Source organism: Bradyrhizobium sp. USDA 4503, assembly GCF_054055815.1.
In genome coordinates this window covers 1,411,982-1,431,345 of record NZ_JBSRXS010000001.1, presented here as the reverse complement: position 1 = coordinate 1,431,345, position 19,364 = coordinate 1,411,982, and the positions used below count along the sequence as shown (strand labels likewise).

At 64.5% G+C, this 19,364-nt stretch carries 15 protein-coding genes; 6 read left to right on the top strand and 9 right to left on the bottom strand.

Annotated elements, in window-relative coordinates:
- Window positions 1-164: 164 nt before the first annotated feature.
- Window positions 165-719, top strand: coding sequence for an SGNH/GDSL hydrolase family protein (locus tag ACVMIH_RS06875; protein WP_076828845.1), 555 nt, complete (start codon window positions 165-167; stop codon window positions 717-719).
- A 7-nt stretch (window positions 720-726) separates the two neighbouring features.
- Here the strand turns inward: ACVMIH_RS06875 and ACVMIH_RS06870 are convergent, their stop codons facing one another.
- Window positions 727-1,647, bottom strand: a complete 921-nt coding sequence (locus ACVMIH_RS06870) for an alpha/beta fold hydrolase (protein WP_076828847.1) — start codon at window positions 1,645-1,647, stop codon at window positions 727-729.
- Between the two features lie 147 nt (window positions 1,648-1,794).
- Between ACVMIH_RS06870 and ACVMIH_RS06865 the strand changes: the two genes are divergently transcribed.
- Together ACVMIH_RS06865 and ACVMIH_RS06860 are read left to right on the top strand one after the other, a co-directional pair.
- A complete protein-coding gene (locus ACVMIH_RS06865) occupies window positions 1,795-2,253 on the top strand; it encodes a winged helix-turn-helix transcriptional regulator (RefSeq protein WP_028340657.1) in 459 nt (152 codons plus the stop codon).
- 86 nt (window positions 2,254-2,339) lie between these two features.
- The gene (locus ACVMIH_RS06860; protein ID WP_016847764.1) at window positions 2,340-2,507 is read left to right on the top strand and encodes a hypothetical protein; all 168 of its coding nucleotides are present in this window, start codon (window positions 2,340-2,342) and stop codon (window positions 2,505-2,507) included.
- A gap of 12 nt (window positions 2,508-2,519) precedes the next feature.
- Here the strand turns inward: ACVMIH_RS06860 and ACVMIH_RS06855 are convergent, their stop codons facing one another.
- Entirely contained in the window at window positions 2,520-3,338 is an 819-nt protein-coding gene (locus tag ACVMIH_RS06855) for an aminoglycoside phosphotransferase family protein (RefSeq protein ID WP_456861037.1), read from the bottom strand.
- Window positions 3,339-3,539: 201 nt separating this feature from the next.
- On the opposite strand from ACVMIH_RS06855, the gene ACVMIH_RS06850 reads away from it, so the two are divergent.
- Window positions 3,540-3,797, top strand: coding sequence for a hypothetical protein (locus ACVMIH_RS06850; RefSeq protein ID WP_028340659.1), 258 nt, complete (start codon window positions 3,540-3,542; stop codon window positions 3,795-3,797).
- Between the two features lie 18 nt (window positions 3,798-3,815).
- On the opposite strand, the gene ACVMIH_RS06845 is transcribed toward ACVMIH_RS06850, so the two are convergent.
- From ACVMIH_RS06845 to ACVMIH_RS06825, 5 genes are all read right to left on the bottom strand, one after another.
- Window positions 3,816-5,159, bottom strand: coding sequence for a PQQ-dependent sugar dehydrogenase (locus ACVMIH_RS06845; RefSeq protein WP_456814409.1), 1,344 nt, complete (start codon window positions 5,157-5,159; stop codon window positions 3,816-3,818).
- An 80-nt stretch (window positions 5,160-5,239) separates the two neighbouring features.
- On the bottom strand, window positions 5,240-6,853 hold the full coding sequence (locus ACVMIH_RS06840; protein ID WP_456861035.1) for a DHA2 family efflux MFS transporter permease subunit: 1,614 nt from the start codon (window positions 6,851-6,853) through the stop codon (window positions 5,240-5,242).
- Window positions 6,850-8,007, bottom strand: coding sequence for an HlyD family secretion protein (locus ACVMIH_RS06835; protein WP_057018672.1), 1,158 nt, complete (start codon window positions 8,005-8,007; stop codon window positions 6,850-6,852). The genes ACVMIH_RS06840 and ACVMIH_RS06835 overlap by 4 nt, the downstream gene beginning before the upstream one ends.
- Before the next feature lie 83 nt (window positions 8,008-8,090).
- On the bottom strand, window positions 8,091-9,587 hold the full coding sequence (locus ACVMIH_RS06830) for a sensor histidine kinase (protein ID WP_057018673.1): 1,497 nt from the start codon (window positions 9,585-9,587) through the stop codon (window positions 8,091-8,093).
- Window positions 9,588-9,603: 16 nt separating this feature from the next.
- Window positions 9,604-15,894 (bottom strand): HAMP domain-containing protein, encoded by a 6,291-nt coding sequence (locus tag ACVMIH_RS06825; protein ID WP_456861033.1) that lies wholly within the window; start codon window positions 15,892-15,894, stop codon window positions 9,604-9,606.
- 273 nt (window positions 15,895-16,167) lie between these two features.
- Between ACVMIH_RS06825 and ACVMIH_RS06820 the strand changes: the two genes are divergently transcribed.
- The gene (locus ACVMIH_RS06820) at window positions 16,168-18,156 is read left to right on the top strand and encodes a hybrid sensor histidine kinase/response regulator (protein WP_057018675.1); all 1,989 of its coding nucleotides are present in this window, start codon (window positions 16,168-16,170) and stop codon (window positions 18,154-18,156) included.
- A 176-nt stretch (window positions 18,157-18,332) separates the two neighbouring features.
- Here ACVMIH_RS06820 and ACVMIH_RS06815 read toward each other — a convergent pair whose 3' ends face one another.
- The gene (locus ACVMIH_RS06815; RefSeq protein WP_016845796.1) at window positions 18,333-18,551 is read right to left on the bottom strand and encodes a hypothetical protein; all 219 of its coding nucleotides are present in this window, start codon (window positions 18,549-18,551) and stop codon (window positions 18,333-18,335) included.
- A 133-nt stretch (window positions 18,552-18,684) separates the two neighbouring features.
- Entirely contained in the window at window positions 18,685-18,996 is a 312-nt protein-coding gene (locus tag ACVMIH_RS06810) for a hypothetical protein (RefSeq protein ID WP_038377154.1), read from the bottom strand.
- A 61-nt stretch (window positions 18,997-19,057) separates the two neighbouring features.
- Between ACVMIH_RS06810 and ACVMIH_RS06805 the strand changes: the two genes are divergently transcribed.
- Window positions 19,058-19,258, top strand: a complete 201-nt coding sequence (locus tag ACVMIH_RS06805; RefSeq protein WP_026192767.1) for a DUF3072 domain-containing protein — start codon at window positions 19,058-19,060, stop codon at window positions 19,256-19,258.
- Window positions 19,259-19,364 lie beyond the last annotated feature (106 nt).

Below are 19,364 nucleotides of genomic sequence, written 5' to 3'. Positions count from 1 at the left end.
ATCCGCAGAAAGTGATCGCTTCGGCGTTGTGCGGTTGTTTCCGAATATTGCTCGGGCTGGAGCCGTGATGATAGCTCTGAGGAGCAATGCGTCGCGCACTACCTTGGGTTTTGGCCGTTACTTTTCTGATTGGTTTTGTCGCTTCCTTTGCGGAGCTGCAGAGGATGCGCAACCGTTTCGGCGAAGTGTCTCAGCACGCCTTTCACGATCATGCCGCGGTGCGCGAATTCATGATACGCGCTGCGCTCGCCGACGCGCCGGCGCCGATCGTCGTGCTTGGCGACAGCATCACCGAAATGGCTCCGCTGCCCCGGCAGCTCTGCGGACGTCCGGTCATCAATGCCGGTGTTGGCGGTCAGACCATCGCGGAGGCAAAGCAGCTCGCCGGGCGCGTGCTGCAGGACCAGGGCGCATTCTTGCTCGTGCTCGCGGTCGGCGCCAACGACGCCGGATCGCCAACGGCGCAACGCGACTTCGCCAACCTCATCGAGACCGTCAAGTCGCTCTCGACGCGGCCATTGGTGGCCATCGCCGTCGCAGCTGACGAATCGACCAACCGGGCGATCGAAGCCGCCGCAGTTGCGCGTGGTGTTCGGTTTATCGACCCGCATCTGCCGCCGGGCGCGAAGATGGCCGACGGCATTCACTTCACCGCGGCCGCCTACAAGGCCTGGGTGCCGGCACTTGAGGCTGCGATCTCGGCGGAATGCACGATGTGACGCGTAGTCACGTCTGCCGCATGAACTCCGCAATCAGGCCGGCGATTTCCCCAGGCGCATCCTCGAAGCAGTAATGCCCGACGCCGGCAAGGCGTCTGACCGGCGCCGTCGGGAAGATTGCGGAAAACAGCGGCAGGAAATGCTCCGCGCGCAGCGTGCGGTCCGCCTCGCCCCAGATCGCGAGCGCAGGCTTGCTGCGGATCAAGCGGTGGGCGGCGGGATCGGGCGTCTGGAATTGATGCGCGCCGGTCGCAAAGCCCTTGGCCCAGCCGATCGCACCGAGGCAGTCCGCCGGACGGGCGAAGTGCGCGCCGTAGGCGGCGAGCCAGGCGTCCGTGATGACGGCGTTGTTCTCGAATCCGTTGAGCTTCAGCGTGCTCAAAATGTTGAAGCCGAGCTGTCCGAGAACCGGCTCAAGGTCGCCGCTCGCCTCGGCCTTTGCGATCCATTGAAACCACGGCGAGACCTGCGCGTTGGCGGCGACGCGATCGAACAGATCGCTCTGCCCGAACGGCGTTGGCCCGTTGGCGGAGACGATGCGGCGAATCCGGCCCGGATGCCGGGCCGCCAGCCCCATGCCGACCGGGCCGCCGAAATCATGCATGACCAGCGTGATGTCGGTGAGATCGAGCGCGCGGACCAGCGCTTCGAGATTGTCGACATGGTCCTGCAGCCAATAGCTGCGATGCGCCGGCGTCGCGCTCTTGCCAAAACCCATGTGATCCGGAACGACCACCCGGTGCGTCGCACTGAGGCTCGGCACGAGGTGGCGGAACAGATAGCCCCAGCTTGGTTCGCCGTGCAGGCAAAGCACCACCTCGCCGTCCCGCGGACCTTCGTCGACATAATGCATCTGAAAGCCCGGCGCCGCGCTGAAATGCGGTGCGAAAGGAAAAGTGCCGTCGAACGCGGCGTCGGCTTGGATCATGGCGCACCTCAGGTTTTAATTTGCAACCATCGTGTATCGCTTGAGGTTTTACTTTGCAACCAATATATCGAACCCACGATCGGGTGGTTTTCCGGCCGCGGCACTGAGCGCCGATCATCCCCCAGGGAATGAGTGTTGAGGATCACGATGGCCAAGCGAGTGAGCCACAGGGACTCGATGTGCGGCGTTGCCCGGCCGCTGGATGCGATCGGCGACTGGTGGTCGCTGCTGATTGTCCGCGATGCGTTCGACGGGCTGCGCCGCTTCGGCGAATTTCAGAAGAGCCTCGGGCTTGCCAAGAACATCCTCTCGGCGCGGCTCCGCAATCTTCTGGCGCACGGCATCATGGAGACGGTGCCCGCAAGCGACGGCAGCCCCTACCAGGAATATGTGCTGACCGAAAAGGGACGCGGCCTCTTCCCGCTCCTCGTGGCGCTCCGGCAGTGGGGTGAGGATTTCTTCTTTGAGCCCGATGAGGCGCATGTGCTGCTGGTCGACCGCAAGAACGGGCTGCCGGTGCGACGGCTCGAATTGCGCGCGCAAGATGGACGCGTCGTTGGCGCGGAGGACACGATGGTGCGGCTGCCGCCGGCTTCACCTGAGTGAGTGAAGCAAGCGTGTCGCGCGCGCCGTCAACGGCAACCGGATGTTAACTCTCCGTGCCGCAGCATCCGCGCGTGGAGGTTCGACCAATGCAGACATTCCGGATTTCGCTGAGCGATGGGACGCGGCAATTCCACACCGCGATTCAGGCGCCGGACCCCGCTTCCGCGCGCATCAAGGCCGCCTATTTCTTCGATATCTCGAAGTGGCGGATTTTGAGCGTGTCGCTGAGTGGAGCCAGCGCCGCGGCGGCGTAGTCGCTGCGCGCCCTACGCCATCCGGTCGAGTTCGGCGGCGGCGAGCTGTGCAATCGTAAGGTCGATTTCGGCGAGCGGATCGTCATCCCCCAGAAACCATGCGGCCGACAAGCCGGTCCAGGCTACGATCCATGACAGCAGGCGCCGGCGATCGAGCCGCGCGGCTTCAACGACGATGTCGAGCCGCCGCGCAAAGCGTCCGGGTTCGGTCGCGACCGGCCGTGTCGAATCCGCAAGATCCGGATTGGTGAAGATGTTGGCGAAGTCGAAGCCGCGCTCGCCGACGAGATGCTTCGGATCGATCGCAAGCCAGCCGCGCGCGCCGAAGTCGAGCACGTTGTCATGGTGCAGGTCGCCATGCAGGACCACGATCTCGCGCTGACTGCCCAGCAGAGCTTCGGCAACTTCCGCCGATCGGTTCAGAATGCCGCCATGCGCCCTCGCCGCGGGCCACAACTCACGAAACCAATGCGTCAGCGGCGTCAGATCCGGCCGCGGCTTCGCTCGCTCGGCGTGAAGCCGATCAGCCGTTGCGCAGAGAATCCTGCAGGCCTCGTCGTCCCGGCCGGTTCGCGCCATTTCGCTGAGCGAAGCCGATCCCGTCGCCCTCTCGAGCAGAAGGGCGTCGCCGTCACGGGCAAGAACCCGCGCCGCACCTTCGCCGTCCCACCACTCCATCACGATGGCACCGAGGCGCTCGTCCGGCTCGTGCGAGAGCTTGAGCATGGCCGGCTCCCCATGCCGGCGCACCGGCAGCAACCGTGCGGCATGCGTCACGATCGGGGCGCCGTCGGGGACAAGACTCCAGGCCAAGAGATAGGGAGCGAACATTTGGGTGGACTGACCCGAGACGAAGAAGCGAGCCTCGTGGTTCTAATCATTGCTTCCGCGCGCTGCCACGCCGGTTCCCTGCGGCGCATCGTGGCAGGGCCACGCGAACCGGTTCCCCGCTGCCCTGGCCATGTTGGCTGATGACAGCCCCCACCCATCTCGCGCTACAATGTCGCAGCCGGTGCTACGGAGGGTGTGGCGATGCCGCGAAAGGGAATTACCGGACACGACGAATGGGTGGTCACGGAGGCCCTGGCCACAGCGCTGGTGGCGCTCGAACAATTGCCGTCAAAGCATCAGCCGCGCGCGCATATGGAGGATGTCCGAAAAATCCTGACCGCCAGATGTGAGGCCGGCGCCGTCACGCTGCATCTTGCGCAGGCCAAGTGCCGGTTGTTTCCCGACACCGATCCCCTGACCATCTACGAGGAGTATGGCCTCAAGGACGGGCTCGGCTAGCGCGCGCCGCCTGCAGCGCTAGTCGCGGCTGACGCGCCAGATCGTGCCGTTGCCGTCTTCGGAGACCAGCAGTGCGCCGTCGCGCGCGACCGTCACACCGACCGGACGGCCCCAGACCTCATTGTCGCCGATGACGAAGCCGGTGACGAAATCCTCGTACTCGCCGGTCGGCACGCCGTCCTTCAGCCTGATGCGAATGACCTTGTATCCGGTGCGCTTCGACCGATTCCACGAGCCGTGTTCGGCGGCAAACGCATCGCCGCGATATTCCGGCGGAAAACTGCTGCCGGTGTAGAAGGTCAGGCCAAGCGACGCCGAGTGGGCCTGCAATAGCACGTCAGGGACCGTCACCTTGTCCTTCAGGTCGGGCCGCGCGCCGGCATGCGCGGGGTCTTCGTTGCCGCCGATGTAGTACCAGGGCCAGCCGTAGAACGCGCCTTCGCGGACCCGTGTCACATAGTCGGGCACAAGATTGTCGCCGCGGCCGTCGCGCTCGTTGGTCGAGCACCACGGCGTGCCGCTTCCGGGCTGGATCGCAAGTCCGACGCAGTTGCGGATCCCCGTGGCAAACAGCTTCTGGTTCTTGCCATCAGGATCGAAGGCGAGCACGGCGGCGCGATCGGTCTCGTCGCCCCATGCAGCGCCGAGCGCATGGTCGCGGCTCCAGGCCTCGATGCCCTTCGGCGGGCGGCCCAGCCCCTCGCCTGCGTTGCCGGCGGAGCCGACCGACACCAGCATCCGCTTGTCGTCCGGCGTGAACACGATATCACGCGTGGAATGGCCGTAGCCGGGCGGCAGCCGGGCGACGATCGTCTCGGGTTTTCCCGACGCCTTGAGATCGCCGTTACGGTAGGCAAAGCGCACGACGCTGTCGGTGTTGGCGACATAGAGCCATTGCGGATTGTCACCGCTCGGAAAGAACGCGATGCCGAACGGCTGGTTCAGGCCGGTTGCGTAGACTTCATTGGTCGCAGGCCTGGTGGCGCCGTCGGCGCTGCGCAGGATACGAATGCGGCCGGAGCCCGTTTCCACCACGAAGATATCGCCATTGGGCGCGGTCCGGATGATCCGCGGACCGCTGAGCCCGCTCGCAAACAGTTCGACCTTGAACCCTGCCGGCACCTGCGGCGTGGCCGATGCAGGTCTCGGCATGACGCGCGGAAACTTGCTGCTCGACGCCGTTGCCCCGGGCTTGGGTAAGTCCTGCGGCGTGATCAGGCGCACCGTGCCCGGCTTGTCGCGTTGCCAGTCGCCGAAAGCTTCCGCGCCTTTCAGCACGGGCTCGGCGCCCGACCGCGTGATGCTGATCGCCGCAAGGAAGACGGCCGACAGACCCGCACCGGCAAGATTCGTCCTGGGCATAAGCTCCTCGCGCGATTTCCTTCGGCCACGCCGTTCATAGCGCGGTTTCGGCCGCTCCCGCGTTCACAATGTCGTCTGCATTAATGTCCCTGGGGCGGCGCCGTCAGATCGACCGGTTTGATGATCAGCGCCAGCGGGATCATCACGAGGCCGATGATCGAGAGCATCCAGAACACGTCGATATAGGCGAGCAGGTCGACCTGCCGCTGCAAGGTCTGGCCGACCGAGGCGACCGCCTGGGACGCGGCGTCCGATGCGTTCGACCCCTGTGCCTCAAAGAAGCGCGTCATCGTGTCGATGGTCTGCTGATACCCGATGTCGGACGGCGCGGCATGTTCGACCAGCCGGCTCTGGTGGAATTGCTGGCGTTGCGCCAGCGCGGTCTGGGCGAGTGCGACGCCCATCGACCCGCCGATATTGCGCGCGACGTTGATCAGCGCCGAGGCCTGGTTGGTCTTGTCCGGCGGCACGCCGTCATATGACGCTGTCGTGACCGGCAAGAACAGGAACGGAAGGCCGGCGGAGAGAAAGATGCGTGCGAGCGCGGCATAGCCATAGGTGATGTCGCCGTTCAGTCCCGTCAGATGCCACATCGAGAATGCGACGATGCAGCCGCCGATCGCGATCAGATATTTCGGCTGAACGCGACTGACGAGATGGCCGACCACCGGCATCAAGATCAGCGTGACGACGCCGCCGGGCGACAGTGCGAGCCCGGCAAGCAGCGCAGTATAGTTCAGCTCGGTCTGCAACAGCTGCGGCAGGAGCTGCGTCGACGAGATCAGCACCGCGCCGGTGCACAGCATCACCAGGAAGCACGATCCGAACTGGCGACGTCCCAGCAGGCGGAGATCGACGATCGGCTCCTTGCGCGTCAGCTCCCAGGGGATCAGCGCGATCAGGCAAATCGCCGAGGCCAGCGCGAAGCCGACGATCATGTTGGACCCGAACCAGTCCTTGCGCTGGCCTTCGTCGAGCACGAATTCGAGCGAACCGAGCCCGATCGCGACCAGTACGAAGCCGATGTAGTCGACGCGCAGGCCGTCCTTGAGGAGCTCCTTGCGCTCCTGCTCGGCGCCGAACGGCTCCTTGACCAGCGTCCCGACCAGGAACAGCGAGAGCAAGCCCATCGGCACGTTGATCAGAAAGATCCAGTGCCAGCTATAGGTATCGGTGATCCAGCCGCCGAGCGTTGGCCCGACCACGGGAGCAACCACCACCGCGACGCCGTAGATCGCGAACGCCTGGCCACGCTTGGCCGGCGGAAAGGAGTCGGCGAGGATCGCCTGCTCGCTCGTCGCCATCCCGCCGCCGCCAAGGCCCTGGATGATCCGGAACAGAACCAGCGCCTCCAGGCTCCAGGCAAGCCCGCACAGCAGGGACGCGAACGCGAAGGTGGCGACGCAGATCATGTAGAAGCGCTTGCGGCCGATCACGGTCGAGAGCCAGCCCGAGATCGACAGCACGATCGCGTTGGCGACCAGATAGCTGGTGATCACATAGGTGCTCTCGTCGATGCCGACGGCCAGGCCGCCCGCGATATGGCGCAAGGCCACGTTCGCGATCGTGGTGTCCAGCACCTCCATGAAGGTCGCGATCGAGACGACGAAGGCAATCAGATAAGGATTATGTCCGCCGGCAGCCGAACGCTCCGGCGACCAGGCCGCGCCGCCGCCTGCCGCAACGTCGCTCATCGCACCCTGGTCCAGGGCACGACCGACATGCCCGGCCCGATCGGAACGTCATTCGGCCAATTGTCGATCACGATCTTCACGGGAACGCGCTGCACGACCTTGACGAAATTGCCGGTCGCGTTCTCCGCCGGCAGCAGGCTGAACGCAGTGCCCGAGCCCGGCTGAACCGAAGCCACGCGGCCAGTGAGCTTGCGCCCCGGATACGCATCGATCCTGATCTCGACCGGCTGGCCCGGGCGCATGTCCGTCAGCTGCGTTTCCTTGTAGTTGGCGGTGATCCAGACCTCGTCAGGAACGAACATCATGACGCTCTGGGCCGGCGCCACATAAGTGCCGACCGCGCCGCTCAGCTTGACGACGCGTCCGGATTGCGCTGCGACGATGCGGGTATATTGCAGGTTCAATTTGGCCTGATCGAGCTGGGCCTGCGCCTGCTCCAGCGATGCCTTGCTGCTCTTGAGCTGAGCCTCCAGCGTCTTGACGCCGAGCTCTGCGGCAGTCACTGCCGTTCTGGCGCGGCTGGCATTGGCCTGCTGGGCGTCGAGATCCGAGCGGGTCTGCTGCTGCCGCTGCACCGTGCCCGCGCCCTTTTCGACGAGGTTCTGGGCGCGCTCCGCCTCCTCCCGCGCGAACTTCAATTGCGCCTCGGCCTGTTGCTGCTGCGCCTTGGCTTCCTTGATCTGCTCCTGCTGGCTGTCGATCTGGGCCTCGACATTGGCGATATTGGCCTCTGCGACCGCGACCTGTGCGCTGGCCTGATCGACTGATATCTTGTAGTCGCGCTCGTCGATCCTCGCGAGGAGATCGCCGGCATTGACGTGCTGGTTGTCGGTGACGGGGACCTCGACGACATAGCCGCCGACCTTCGCCGCCACCGCAAAGCTGCGTGCGGCCACGAACGCGTCATCGGTCGATTCATAGTGACGCACGTTCAGCCAATAGCTCACGCCACCGATGATCGCGAGCAGGAGCAGACAGGCGCCGACTGTGGCAAGCAGCCAGTGCTCGCGCAGCCGGTCGCGCATCGATGGCTTGCGCTCGGTTTCCTGCTGTGGCGAGGATGCGCGGTCAGGTTGCGATCCTTGCTCGGGATTGCGCTCGAGCTGCCGCGGCTTCTCCCCGGACGGCCCGCGCTCTCGGGTTTGGGCATCCAAGGCAGCACCTCAAGCCACGAACGGAGCGATCAAGCCCCGTTAACCGCAGCGTCCGGCGCTTGGTTCCTGTTCGGGTGGATGCGCTACACGGCCCTGGAACTGACCATGGGCTGGCGCTGCTCGGCCGTCGACAAATCGCGGTAGGCCGCGGGCTCTCCGGCCAGCGCCTTGAGCGGAACCGTGAGCCGGCACACCAGGCCCTCGGTGCGCCAATCGAAGTCGGCGCGGCCGCCGAGCTGGGTCTCGATGCTGGCGATGACGCTTCTCGTGCCGAAACCTCTCTGCTTCGGCTTGGTCACGGGAGGTCCGCCGGATTCCACCCAGGCCAGGATCAGCGTTTCGTCGTGCAGTTCCCAGGTGATCGCAAGCCGGCCCGACAGCACCGACAGGCTACCGTATTTGGCGGAGTTGGTGACGAGCTCATGCAGCGCCAGCGCCAAGGTCTGCGCGGTCGCGGGCTGCAACTGCACCTCTTCGCCATCGATCTGGATCTGTCCGGCTTCCGAATACGGCGCGATCTCCTCGGCGACCAGCCGCCGGATTTCGGCGCCCTGCCAGCTCGACAGCGACAGCACGGTGTGAACGCGTGCCAGCGCCGTGATGCGGCCCTCGACCGCCCGCACATAGGCGGTCACGTTCTGCGCGCGCGTAAGCCGCACGATCGATTGTGCCAGCGCGAGCGCGTTCTTGGCGCGATGGTCCACCTCGCGGGTCAACAGGCTCTGCCGCTCCTCGGCCTTCTTGCGATCGGTGATGTCGACGGTGACGCCGCTCACCCGTACCACCTTGCCGTTGCGGTCGCTGGTGGCCGCGGCTGTACCGACGCACCAGCGCACTTCGCCGTCCGGCCGCATGACGCGGAATTCGGTTTCATAGGACGTCTGGCCCTTGCCGAAGCCGGTCCAGGCTTGCCGGAGGTGCTCGACATCGTCGGGATGAAACAGCGCTTGTATATTGTCGGAGGTGAGCTTGAAGGATTTCGGGTCGACGCCGAAGATCTTGTATTGCCCCTCGTCCCACATCCAGTCGCCGTTGACCCAATCCCAGTCCCACGAGCCCATCTTGCCGGCCGCAATCGCCATGCTGCGGCGTGCCTCGCTTTCGACCAGTCGCGTGGTCGACTGCTCGAGCTCGGCGGTGCGTGCGCGCACGCGGTCCTCGAGCTCCGCGTTGAGGCGTTCGAGCTGTCGTGTCTTGCGGTAGAGCTCGGCGAACACGCGGATCTTTGCCCGCAGCACCTCGGGCACGACGGGCACCGGCACGTAATCGACCGCGCCCATCTCGTAGCCGCGGAGCCGGTCGATATCGCTGACCTGGATCGCCGAGATGAAGATCATCGCGGTCTTCTGGAAGCGCGGATGGTCGCGGATCATCGCCGCGAGCTCGAAGCCGTCGAGCTCTGGCATGCAGACGTCGACCAGGATGACCGCGACTTCGTTCTTGAGCAGGAACTCCAGCGCCTCGCGGCCCGACGACGCGGCGACCAGTGTCTCGCCGAGCTCCTTCAGGATGACCTCATAGGCCAGCAGCTTCGCCGGCTGGTCATCGACCAGAAGGATGTTTACCTTTTCGTGGTCCATCATGTTCGATCGCCGATCAGCGGTGCAGCCACATGCGGATCGCCAGCAGCAGTTGCTCGGTGTTCACGGGTTTCGCCAGATAGTCGGACGCGCCTGCCTCCAGGCATTTCTCTCGATCGCCTTTCATCGCCTTCGCGGTCAGCGCGATGATCGGCAGCCGCGCGAAGGCGGAGTTTTGCCGGATGGCGCCGATAGTCTGGTAACCGTCCATCTGCGGCATCATGATGTCCATCAGCACGATCGCAATCTTGGGATTGGATTCGACCAGCGAGATGGCCTCGTGACCGGTTGTCGCAGTCAACACCTTCATACCTCGCCGCTCCAACACGCTCGAGAGCGCGAAGATGTTGCGGGCATCGTCGTCGACCAGCAGTGCGGTCTTGCCAATAAGATCCTCATCGGAACTATTGAGCTTCTCCAGCATCCTCTGTTTTTCGACGGGCAATTCCGTGATCACACGGTGCAGGAACAGTGACGTTTCGTCGAGCAGACGCTCCGGCGATTCCACGCCCTTGACGACGATGCTGCGCGCCATCGTATGCAGTTCCGCGTCTTCTTCCGCTGAAAGTTCCCGGCCCGTAAACACGACGACGGGTATATTGGACAGCGTCTCGTCCTTGCGGATCTGATCCAGCACTTCGAAACCGCTCATGTCGGGCAGGCGCAGGTCGAGCACGACGCAGTCGCACGGATTTTCGCGCATCGTCGAGAGCGCCCCTGCCCCGGTGCCGGTGGTCACGATCTCGATATCCTCGTGCCCGAGCAGTTCGGTGATGCTGAGCTGCTCCGTCGCATTGTCCTCCACGATCAGCAGGCGCTTGCGGCGTGGTCTGGCGTATTCCTTGATCTGCGACAGCGCAGCGCTGACGCCTTCCGTCGTCGTCGGCTTGTTGACGAAGGAGAACGCGCCGCGCGCCAGCGCGTGCTGCCGGTCCTCGTCGAGCGTGATGATCTGAACCGGAATGTGACGGGTCAGCGGATTGTGCTTGAGCTGGCTCAGCACCGTCCAGCCGAGCATGTCGGGCAGGAAGACGTCGAGCGACACCGCGCTCGGCTGGAACTGCTTGGCCAGATCCAGCGCTTCGGCGCCGCGGCTTGCGACCAGCACCTTGAAGCCCTTGTCGCGCGCCAGATCGATCAGCACCCGCGCGTAATGCGGATCGTCCTCGACGATCAGCAGGATGGTGTCGCCGGGCTCGAGATCGAGCCGGTCGTCCGGAAGCTGCTCGATCACACGCTCCTGCGCGCCCGAAGCCTGCAGTGCCGGCGCCGGCGCGTGCGGCATCGCGATCGGCTGAGCCTGCGGGCGCAGTGCCACCGAGGGTCCGGCATATTTCAGCGGCAGATAGAGCGTGAAGGTCGAGCCCTTGCCCGTCGCACTGCGCAGATGGATCTCGCCGCCGAGCAGACCCGCGAGCTCACGGCTGATCGCCAGTCCAAGACCGGTGCCGCCATATTTGCGGCTGGTGCCGGCGTCGGCTTGCTGGAACGCCTCGAAGATCAGCTTCTGCTTGTCCTGTGGAATGCCGATGCCGGTATCCGACACCTCGAACGCAACGACCGCAGGCGCCGCGTTGAGGATCGGATGCTCCACACTCCAGCCGCCGAGCGCGGCCGACACGGTCAGGCTGACGCCGCCTTCCGCGGTGAACTTGAACGCATTCGACAACAGGTTCTTGAGCACCTGCTGCAGCCGCTTGGAGTCGGTCACCATGCTGCGCGCAAGATTGGCGTCGACATCGATGCTGAACGAGAGATGCCGGTTCTCCGCCTCGTGCCGGAACGGCCGTCCGACGGTCTCGAGCAGGCTCGATGTCAAAATCTCCTCGGCGTCGACCGTCACCGTGCCGGACTCGATCTTGGAGAGATCGAGGATGTCGCTGATCAGGTTCAACAGGTCGGTGCCGGCGCCGTGAATGGTGCGGGCAAACTCGACCTGCTTGCCGGTCAGATTGCCGTCGGGATTTTCGGTGAGCTGCTGGCCCAGGATCAGGATCGAGTTCAGCGGTGTCCGCAACTCGTGCGACATGTTGGCGAGGAATTCGGATTTGTACTTCGAAGTCAACGACAGCTCGGTCGCCTTCTCTTCCAGCGCGCGCCGCGCCTGCTCGATTTCCTGGTTCTTGCGCTCGACGTCGACATTGCGTTCGGCCAGCTGCTGGGCCTTCTGCTCCAGCTGATCGTTGGTCTGCTGCAATTCCTTCTGCTGGGTCTGCAACTCGCCGGCGAGCTGTTGCGACTGCTTGAGCAGCGCCTCGGTCTGCATCGTCGCCTCGATGCTGTTGAGCACGATGCCGATGCTGTCGGTCAACTGTTCGAGGAAGGTGATCTGCGAGGTCGTGAACGAGGAGATCGAGGACAGCTCGATCACCGCCTTGACCTGGTTCTCGAACTGCACCGGAAACACGACGAGGTTCTTCGGCATGATCCGCATCAAGGCCGAATTGATCGGCACCGCATCGCCGGGAATTTCGGAGACGAGACGCTGGCGCTTGTCGAGCGCGCATTGGCCGATCAATCCCTCGCCGAACTGGACGATCTGCGGATGCGGATTGCTGCTGTCGCTGGCATAGGCCGACAACAGGCGCAACTGCGCATTCTCGGGATTGTCGACCTGGTAGATCACGCCCATATGCGCGTTGATCAGCGGCGCAAGCTCGGTCAGCAGCAGCCGGCCGACGGTCGCAAGATCGCGCTGGCCCTGCAGCATGTTGGTGAAGCGCGCCAGATTGGTCTTCAGCCAGTCCTGTTCGGTGTTGCGCTCCGTGGTGAGACGGAGGTTCCCGATCATCGTGTTGATGTTGTCCTTGAGCTCGGCGACCTCGCCGCGGACGTCGACCTGGATCGAGCGCGTCAGGTCGCCCTTGGTCACGGCGGTCGCCACTTCCGCGATCGCGCGCACCTGCGAGGTCAGGTTGGCCGCGAGCAGGTTGACGTTGCCGGTGAGATCCTTCCAAGTGCCGGCCGCGCCGGGCACGTTGGCCTGACCGCCGAGCCGTCCCTCGACGCCGACCTCGCGCGCCACGCTGGTGACCTGTTCGGCGAAGGTCGCAAGCGTCTCGGTCATGTTGTTGATGGTGTCGGCGAGCGCGGCCACCTCGCCCTTCGACTTCACCGTCAGGTTCTGCTTCAGGTCGCCGTTGGCGACCGCGGTCACCACCTTGACGATGCCGCGCACCTGCTCGGTCAGGTTGACCGCCATGACGTTGACGGTGTCGGTGAGGTCCTTCCAGGTGCCGGCAACGCCGCGCACCTCGGCCTGGCCGCCGAGCTTGCCCTCGGTGCCGACCTCGCGCGCCACGCGCGTCACCTCGCCGGCGAAGGCGTTGAGCTGGTCGACCATGGTGTTGATGGTGTTCTTGAGCTCGAGGATTTCGCCCTTCACGTCGACCGTGATCTTGCGCGACAGGTCGCCGCGCGCCACCGCGGTGGTGACTTCGGCGATGTTGCGCACCTGGGTGGTCAGGTTCGCCGCCAGCAGGTTGACGTTGTCGGTGAGGTCCTTCCAGGTGCCGCCGACGCCGGGCACCACGGCCTGGCCACCGAGCCGTCCCTCGGTGCCGACCTCGCGCGCCACGCGCGTCACTTCGGCGGCGAACGAGCGCAGCTGCTCGACCATCGTGTTCAGGGTGTCCTTGAGCAGCAGGATCTCGCCGCGCACGTCCACGGTGATCTTCTTCGACAGGTCGCCGCCGGCGATCGCGCTCGCGACCTCGGCGATGTTGCGGACCTGCGCGGTCAGGTTCGACGCCATGAAGTTGACGTTGTCGGTCAAATCCTTCCAGGTGCCGGCGACGCCGGGCACTTCGGCCTGGCCGCCGAGCTTGCCCTCGGTGCCGACCTCGCGCGCCACGCGCGTCACCTCGCCCGCAAACGCATTGAGCTGGTCCACCATCGTGTTGATGGTGTTCTTGAGCTCGAGGATTTCGCCCTTCACGTCGACGGTGATCTTGCGCGATAAGTCGCCGCGCGCAACGGCGGTGGTCACCTCCGCGATGTTGCGGACCTGCGCGGTCAGGTTGCCGGCCATCGAGTTGACGTTGTCGGTCAAGTCTTTCCAGGTGCCGGCGACGCCGGGCACGTTGGCTTGGCCGCCGAGGCTGCCGTCGGTGCCGACCTCGCGCGCCACGCGCGTCACCTCGCCCGCGAAGCGGTTGAGCTGGTCGACCATCGTGTTCAGCGTTTGCTTCAGCTGAAGGATCTCGCCGCGCACGTCGACGGTGATCTTGCGCGACAGGTCGCCGCCGGCGATCGCGGTCGCGACCTCGGCGATGTTACGCACCTGCGCCGTGAGATTGCCGGCCATCGAGTTGACGCTGTCCGTCAGGTCCTTCCAGGTGCCGGCGACGCCGGGCACCTCGGCCTGGCCGCCGAGCTTGCCGTCGGTACCGACCTCGCGCGCCACGCGAGTCACCTCGCCGGCGAACGCGTTGAGCTGGTCCACCATCGTGTTCAGCGTTTCCTTCAGCTGAAGGATTTCGCCCGACACGTTCACCGTGATCTTCTTCGACAGGTCGCCCTTCGCCACCGCGGTCGCGACCTCAGCGATGTTGCGGACCTGCGCGGTCAGGTTCGAGGCCATCGAGTTGACGCTGTCGGTGAGATCCTTCCAGGTGCCGGCGACGCCGCGCACCTCGGCCTGGCCGCCGAGCTTGCCTTCGGTGCCGACCTCGCGCGCCACGCGCGTCACTTCGCCGGCGAAGGCGTTGAGCTGATCGACCATCGTGTTGATGGTGTCCTTCAGCTCGAGGATTTCGCCGCGCACGTCCACCGTGATCTTCTTGGAGAGGTCGCCGCCCGCGACCGCCGTCGTCACGGCGGCGATGTTGCGGACCTGCGCGGTCAGGTTCGACGCCATGAAGTTGACGTTGTCGGTCAGATCCTTCCAGGTGCCGGCGACGCCGAGCACGTTGGCCTGGCCGCCGAGCTTGCCTTCGGTGCCGACCTCGCGCGCCACGCGCGTCACTTCGGACGCGAACGCGTTGAGCTGGTCCACCATCGTGTTCAGCGTTTCCTTCAGCTGAAGGATCTCGCCCGACACGTTGACCGTGATCTTCTTCGAGAGGTCGCCGCCGGCGATTGCGGTGGCTACGTCGGCGATGTTGCGGACCTGCGCGGTCAGGTTCGACGCCATGAAGTTGACGTTGTCGGTCAGGTCCTTCCAGGTGCCGGCAACGCCGGGCACCTGGGCCTGGCCGCCGAGCTTGCCCTCGGTGCCGACCTCGCGCGCCACACGCGTCACTTCCGACGCGAACGAGTTGAGCTGGTCCACCATCGTGTTGATGGTGTCCTTCAGCTCCAAAATCTCGCCGCTGACGTCGACCGTGATCTTGCGCGACAGGTCGCCGCGCGCCACGGCCGTGGTGACGTTGGCGATGTTGCGTACCTGGGCGGTCAGGTTGCCGCACATCGCGTTCACCGAGTCGGTGAGGTCCTTCCAGGTACCGGCGACGCCGGGCACGATCGCCTGGCCGCCGAGCTTGCCGTCGGTGCCGACCTCGCGCGCCACGCGCGTCACTTCGGAAGCGAACGAACGCAGCTGATCGACCATCGTGTTGATGGCTTCCTTCAGCTGCAGGATCTCGCCGCGAACGTCGACCGTGATCTTCTTGGACAGGTCGCCGTTGGCGACCGCGATCGTCACCTCGGCGATGTTGCGGACCTGGCCGGTCAAATTGTTGGCCATCGAGTTGACGCTCTCGGTCAGGTCCTTCCAGACGCCGGTCACTTCCGGCACCTGGGCCTGGCCGCCGAGCTTGCCCTCGGTGCCGACTTCGCGCGCCACGCGCGTGACCTCCGAGGTGAACACCGAGAGCTGCTTGATCATCGTGTTGACGATGTTCGCCGACTGCAGGAATTCGCCGCGCAAAGGCCGGCCCTCGACGTCGAGCTGCACGGTCTGCAGCAGGTCGCCTTGCGCCACCGCAGCGACCGCGCGGGTGACCTCGCGGGTCGGCCACAGCAGATCGTCGATCAGCGTGTTGACCGAGCTCTCCATATCGGCCCAGGCGCCGCTGGCGAGGCCGAAATTGACGCGCTGGCGGGTCTGTCCCTCGCGGCCGACGACCTGGCCGACGCGCGCCAATTGCTGCGCCATGCGTTCGTTGGCGGCAGCGATTTCGTTGAAGGCATCTGCGATCTTGCCGTCGATGCCGAGATAGTCGCCACGCATCCGGACCGAGAAGTCGCCGGCGCGCATCGCCTGCAGCGACTGCAGCAGGTCATGCGAGGAATCGAGGCTTCCGTTTGATTGCTGGCTGCGGCGCGTATCAGCACGGGGTCGAGGCGACGAACCGAGATCGGTCATGTAATTTCCCCTACGCGCTGGCTGCGAATCCAGAGACTCGGAAAAGCCAGTGTGACCATAAGAATGACTGCCCTTGATCTATTCAAGCGGGAAAACGCCAAAACCGCAATTTGTGACGCAAACCGAGTACCTTAATCGCGATTGGAACCAAAAGTTCCGACCGTTGGCCGAACTTTTCCGAAGAACGACGGAGCCGGCCCTGATCGCCCGGTCCTCGTGCTCGCATGGAACATTGACCATCCCCGCGCGTTTCGGGCGGGGGCAGGATCGGTGATGGTTAAGAAATCAGAACAACTCAAACGGGGCATCGTCGAGAGCCGGCACGATCGTCGGCCGGTGGCTGGCGGCGTGGTCGACTACGCCATTTGCACGCTCGGCCCCGATGGCCGGGTCATCAACTGGAACAAGGGCGCCGAGCGCATCACGGGCTATCCGGCCAAGGCGATCCTCGGCAAGCACTTCTCGGTCTTCTATCCTGCCGAAGACCGCGCATCCGGCGTTCCGGCGAGAGCTCTGCAGATGGCGCGGAAGGAGAAGCACTCAGCGGCCGAAGGCTGGTCCGTCCGCAAGGACGGGTCGCAATTCTACGCTGCTGTGGTCATCGATCCGATCTACGAGAAGCGCAAGCTTGTCGGCTACACAATGGTCACCCGCGACATCACCGAGCGGCATCAGGCGCGCGCGGATCTCGAGGCCAGCGAAAGCCAGTTCCGCCTGCTGGTGAGCAATGTCACCGACTATGCGCTCTATATGCTGACGCCGGCCGGCATCGTCGCCAATTGGAACGCCGGCGGCGAGCGCATCAAGGGCTATTCGCCCGGCGAAATCATCGGCCAGCACTTCTCGCGGTTCTATACGCCGGCCGACCAGGCTGCCGGCAAGCCCGCCCATGCGCTCAAGATCGCGGAAGAGACCGGGCATTACGTGGAGGAAGGCTGGCGGGTCCGCAAGGACGGTTCGTTCTTCCGGGCGAGCGTCGTGATCGATCCGATCCGCGATACCGACGGCAGCCTGGTCGGCTTCGCCAAGATCACCCGGGATATTTCCGAGCGGCGCGACGCGCATCAGAAGCTCGAACAGGTGCAGCGCCAGCTTGCGGAATCGCAAAAGATGGATGCGCTCGGCCAACTGACCGGCGGCGTCGCGCACGACTTCAACAACCTGCTGATGATCATCTCCGGCAATCTGCACCGGATCAAGCGCGAGGTGATGAGCGAACGGGGGACGCTTGCACTCGGCGCGATCGAAACCGCATCCGAGCGTGCCGCGTCCCTGACCAGGCAGCTCCTCACCTTCGCGCGTCGGCAGAGTGTCAATCCGCAGACCATCAACGTCGCTGACAGGATCACCGCGGTGCGAGAGGTTTTGACCAGCGCGCTCGGCGGCGCGATCAAGCTGAACATGGAGATCGGACCGGATCTCTGGCCGATCTTCGTCGATCCGACGGAATTTGAGACCGCGCTGATCAACCTCGTGGTCAATGCCCGGGATGCGATGACCGGCGGCGGCACGCTGACCGTCGCGGCGCGCAATGTCCCGGAAGCCGCCCAGGTGGTCGTCAGCATTACCGACACCGGCGAAGGCATTCCAGACGATGTCATGAACAAGGTCTTTGATCCCTTCTTCACCACCAAGCCGGTCGGCAAAGGGACCGGCCTTGGGCTGTCCCAGGTTCACGGTTTCGCGCACCAGGCGGATGGCCGGGTCGAGATTACAAGCGCGCTCGGCAAGGGCACGACGGTCAGCATCTATCTCCCGCGCGGGACTGCGGCCGCAAAGCGCACGGCTACGGGGCACAGCACGCCCGGCTTGGCCACGATCCTGCTGATCGAGGACAATCCTGCCGTCGCCGATGCGAGCACGGGCCTGCTCGAACAGCTCGGCTACACCGTGCGCTGGGCCTCGAACGCGGAGGCCGCCTTGTCGGAAATCGACGCCAACGGGATCGATGTGGTGTTCAGCGACATCGTCATGCCCGGCAGGATCGATGGACTGAAGCTGGCGCGCACGATCCGGGACAGAAAGCCCGAGCTGCCGATCCTGCTGACGACAGGCTACAGCGCGAGCGCACGCGACGTGAGGTCCGACTTTCCGGTGTTACGCAAGCCGTACCACATCCACGACCTCAGCCGCGAACTCGCAAAGTTGACGGGGCACGGCGTCGGCAGCGCGACGAGCGGGCCATCCGGCAACGCTTCGAGCGAGTTCGATGCCACCGCGCATGACGTCGTGGCAAGACCAAAGGCGAAAGCCCGCTCCTAGTGTGCTGAATGCGAAGTTCGTGCGATTTCGCGGCAGCCACTTTCACGAACTTCGCATTCATAAAGCACACTAGAATCATAAGCTTGCTAGTGTCCTTATCGAATCCGAAGTTCGCTCCGAAGGTGCGGCAAATGATGCGAACTTCGGATTCGGGACACTAGTTCAAAATCGAAAGGCTAGCGTTCCGCCGGCCAGCTTCGCCGCACCAATTGCACTCGCTCGATGCGGCTGCATTGCTCGCAGCGGTACTGAAGAATATCCCTGCCCTCGCTGCCCGGATGGCTGCTCTCGAGCCGCATCGTCCTGATGCAGCTGATGCAGGAGATCAGCGTCAGCAGTGGACTGCGATCGTCATTCATCGATGCCCGCGGTGGCGCGGTCGGATCGGCGATCATGGCGCTGGGCGATGCTATGGTATTGGCTCTCACCACAAGAAAATGCAGATCCTGCGGTCCGGGTTCCTTCCTTGAAACCTGATTTGGGCCTGAGCCGGTGTTCGAGGCTCCCCTCTTTGGGCGAACCGCCGGATCACACCCGGGCGTTGCTGTGACCGGGCGCAGGCTTCGCTTTGTCCTTGTCCACCTTGACCTTCGTGCCGGCGCGGTCCTCGAAGCTCCGGCTCAGCCGCTCCCGGACCGTGGGGAGACGCTCGCCGCCGCCGGCGGCTTTCCACCGGCCGACCAGTTGGGCCACTTCGGCTCGCATCGCCATCAGCCGGTACGATGCTTCACTGCAATCGAGGTCACGGTTGACCTGATCCCGGATCGACGCCTCGATCAGGCTCATCTCAGCTCGCAACGTGCTGATCTTGCGCCGAATTTCATTGATCTTATTGTCCATGTCTTGTTAGAACAAAAATAGAACATATTGTCAAGTCACGATCCAGCAAGCGAGGCAAGCAATGAGCGTGGCAGCGGTAAGATATGGTGGGGTTGCGGAGCGGCTTGGCGGGCTGATGACCCGTGCCCAGGCGCTGCGGTTGAGGAGCCTCGCCGAGGAGGCCTATCAGCCGAACCAGTACGCACGCGACCTGACGTCCGAGGAAGCCGAACGGCGGATCGACGCGCTGAAGGCGGAGATCGCGCTGGCGGATTCGTTCTGACCGTCCGCGCCAGCCAGGCCGGACGTCCCCTTAAGGCTTTGATATAGCGGCGCAGCTAGGTCTGTTCCTGTTATTGCTGCTTTGTCTTATTGCTGCTTGGTCCTGG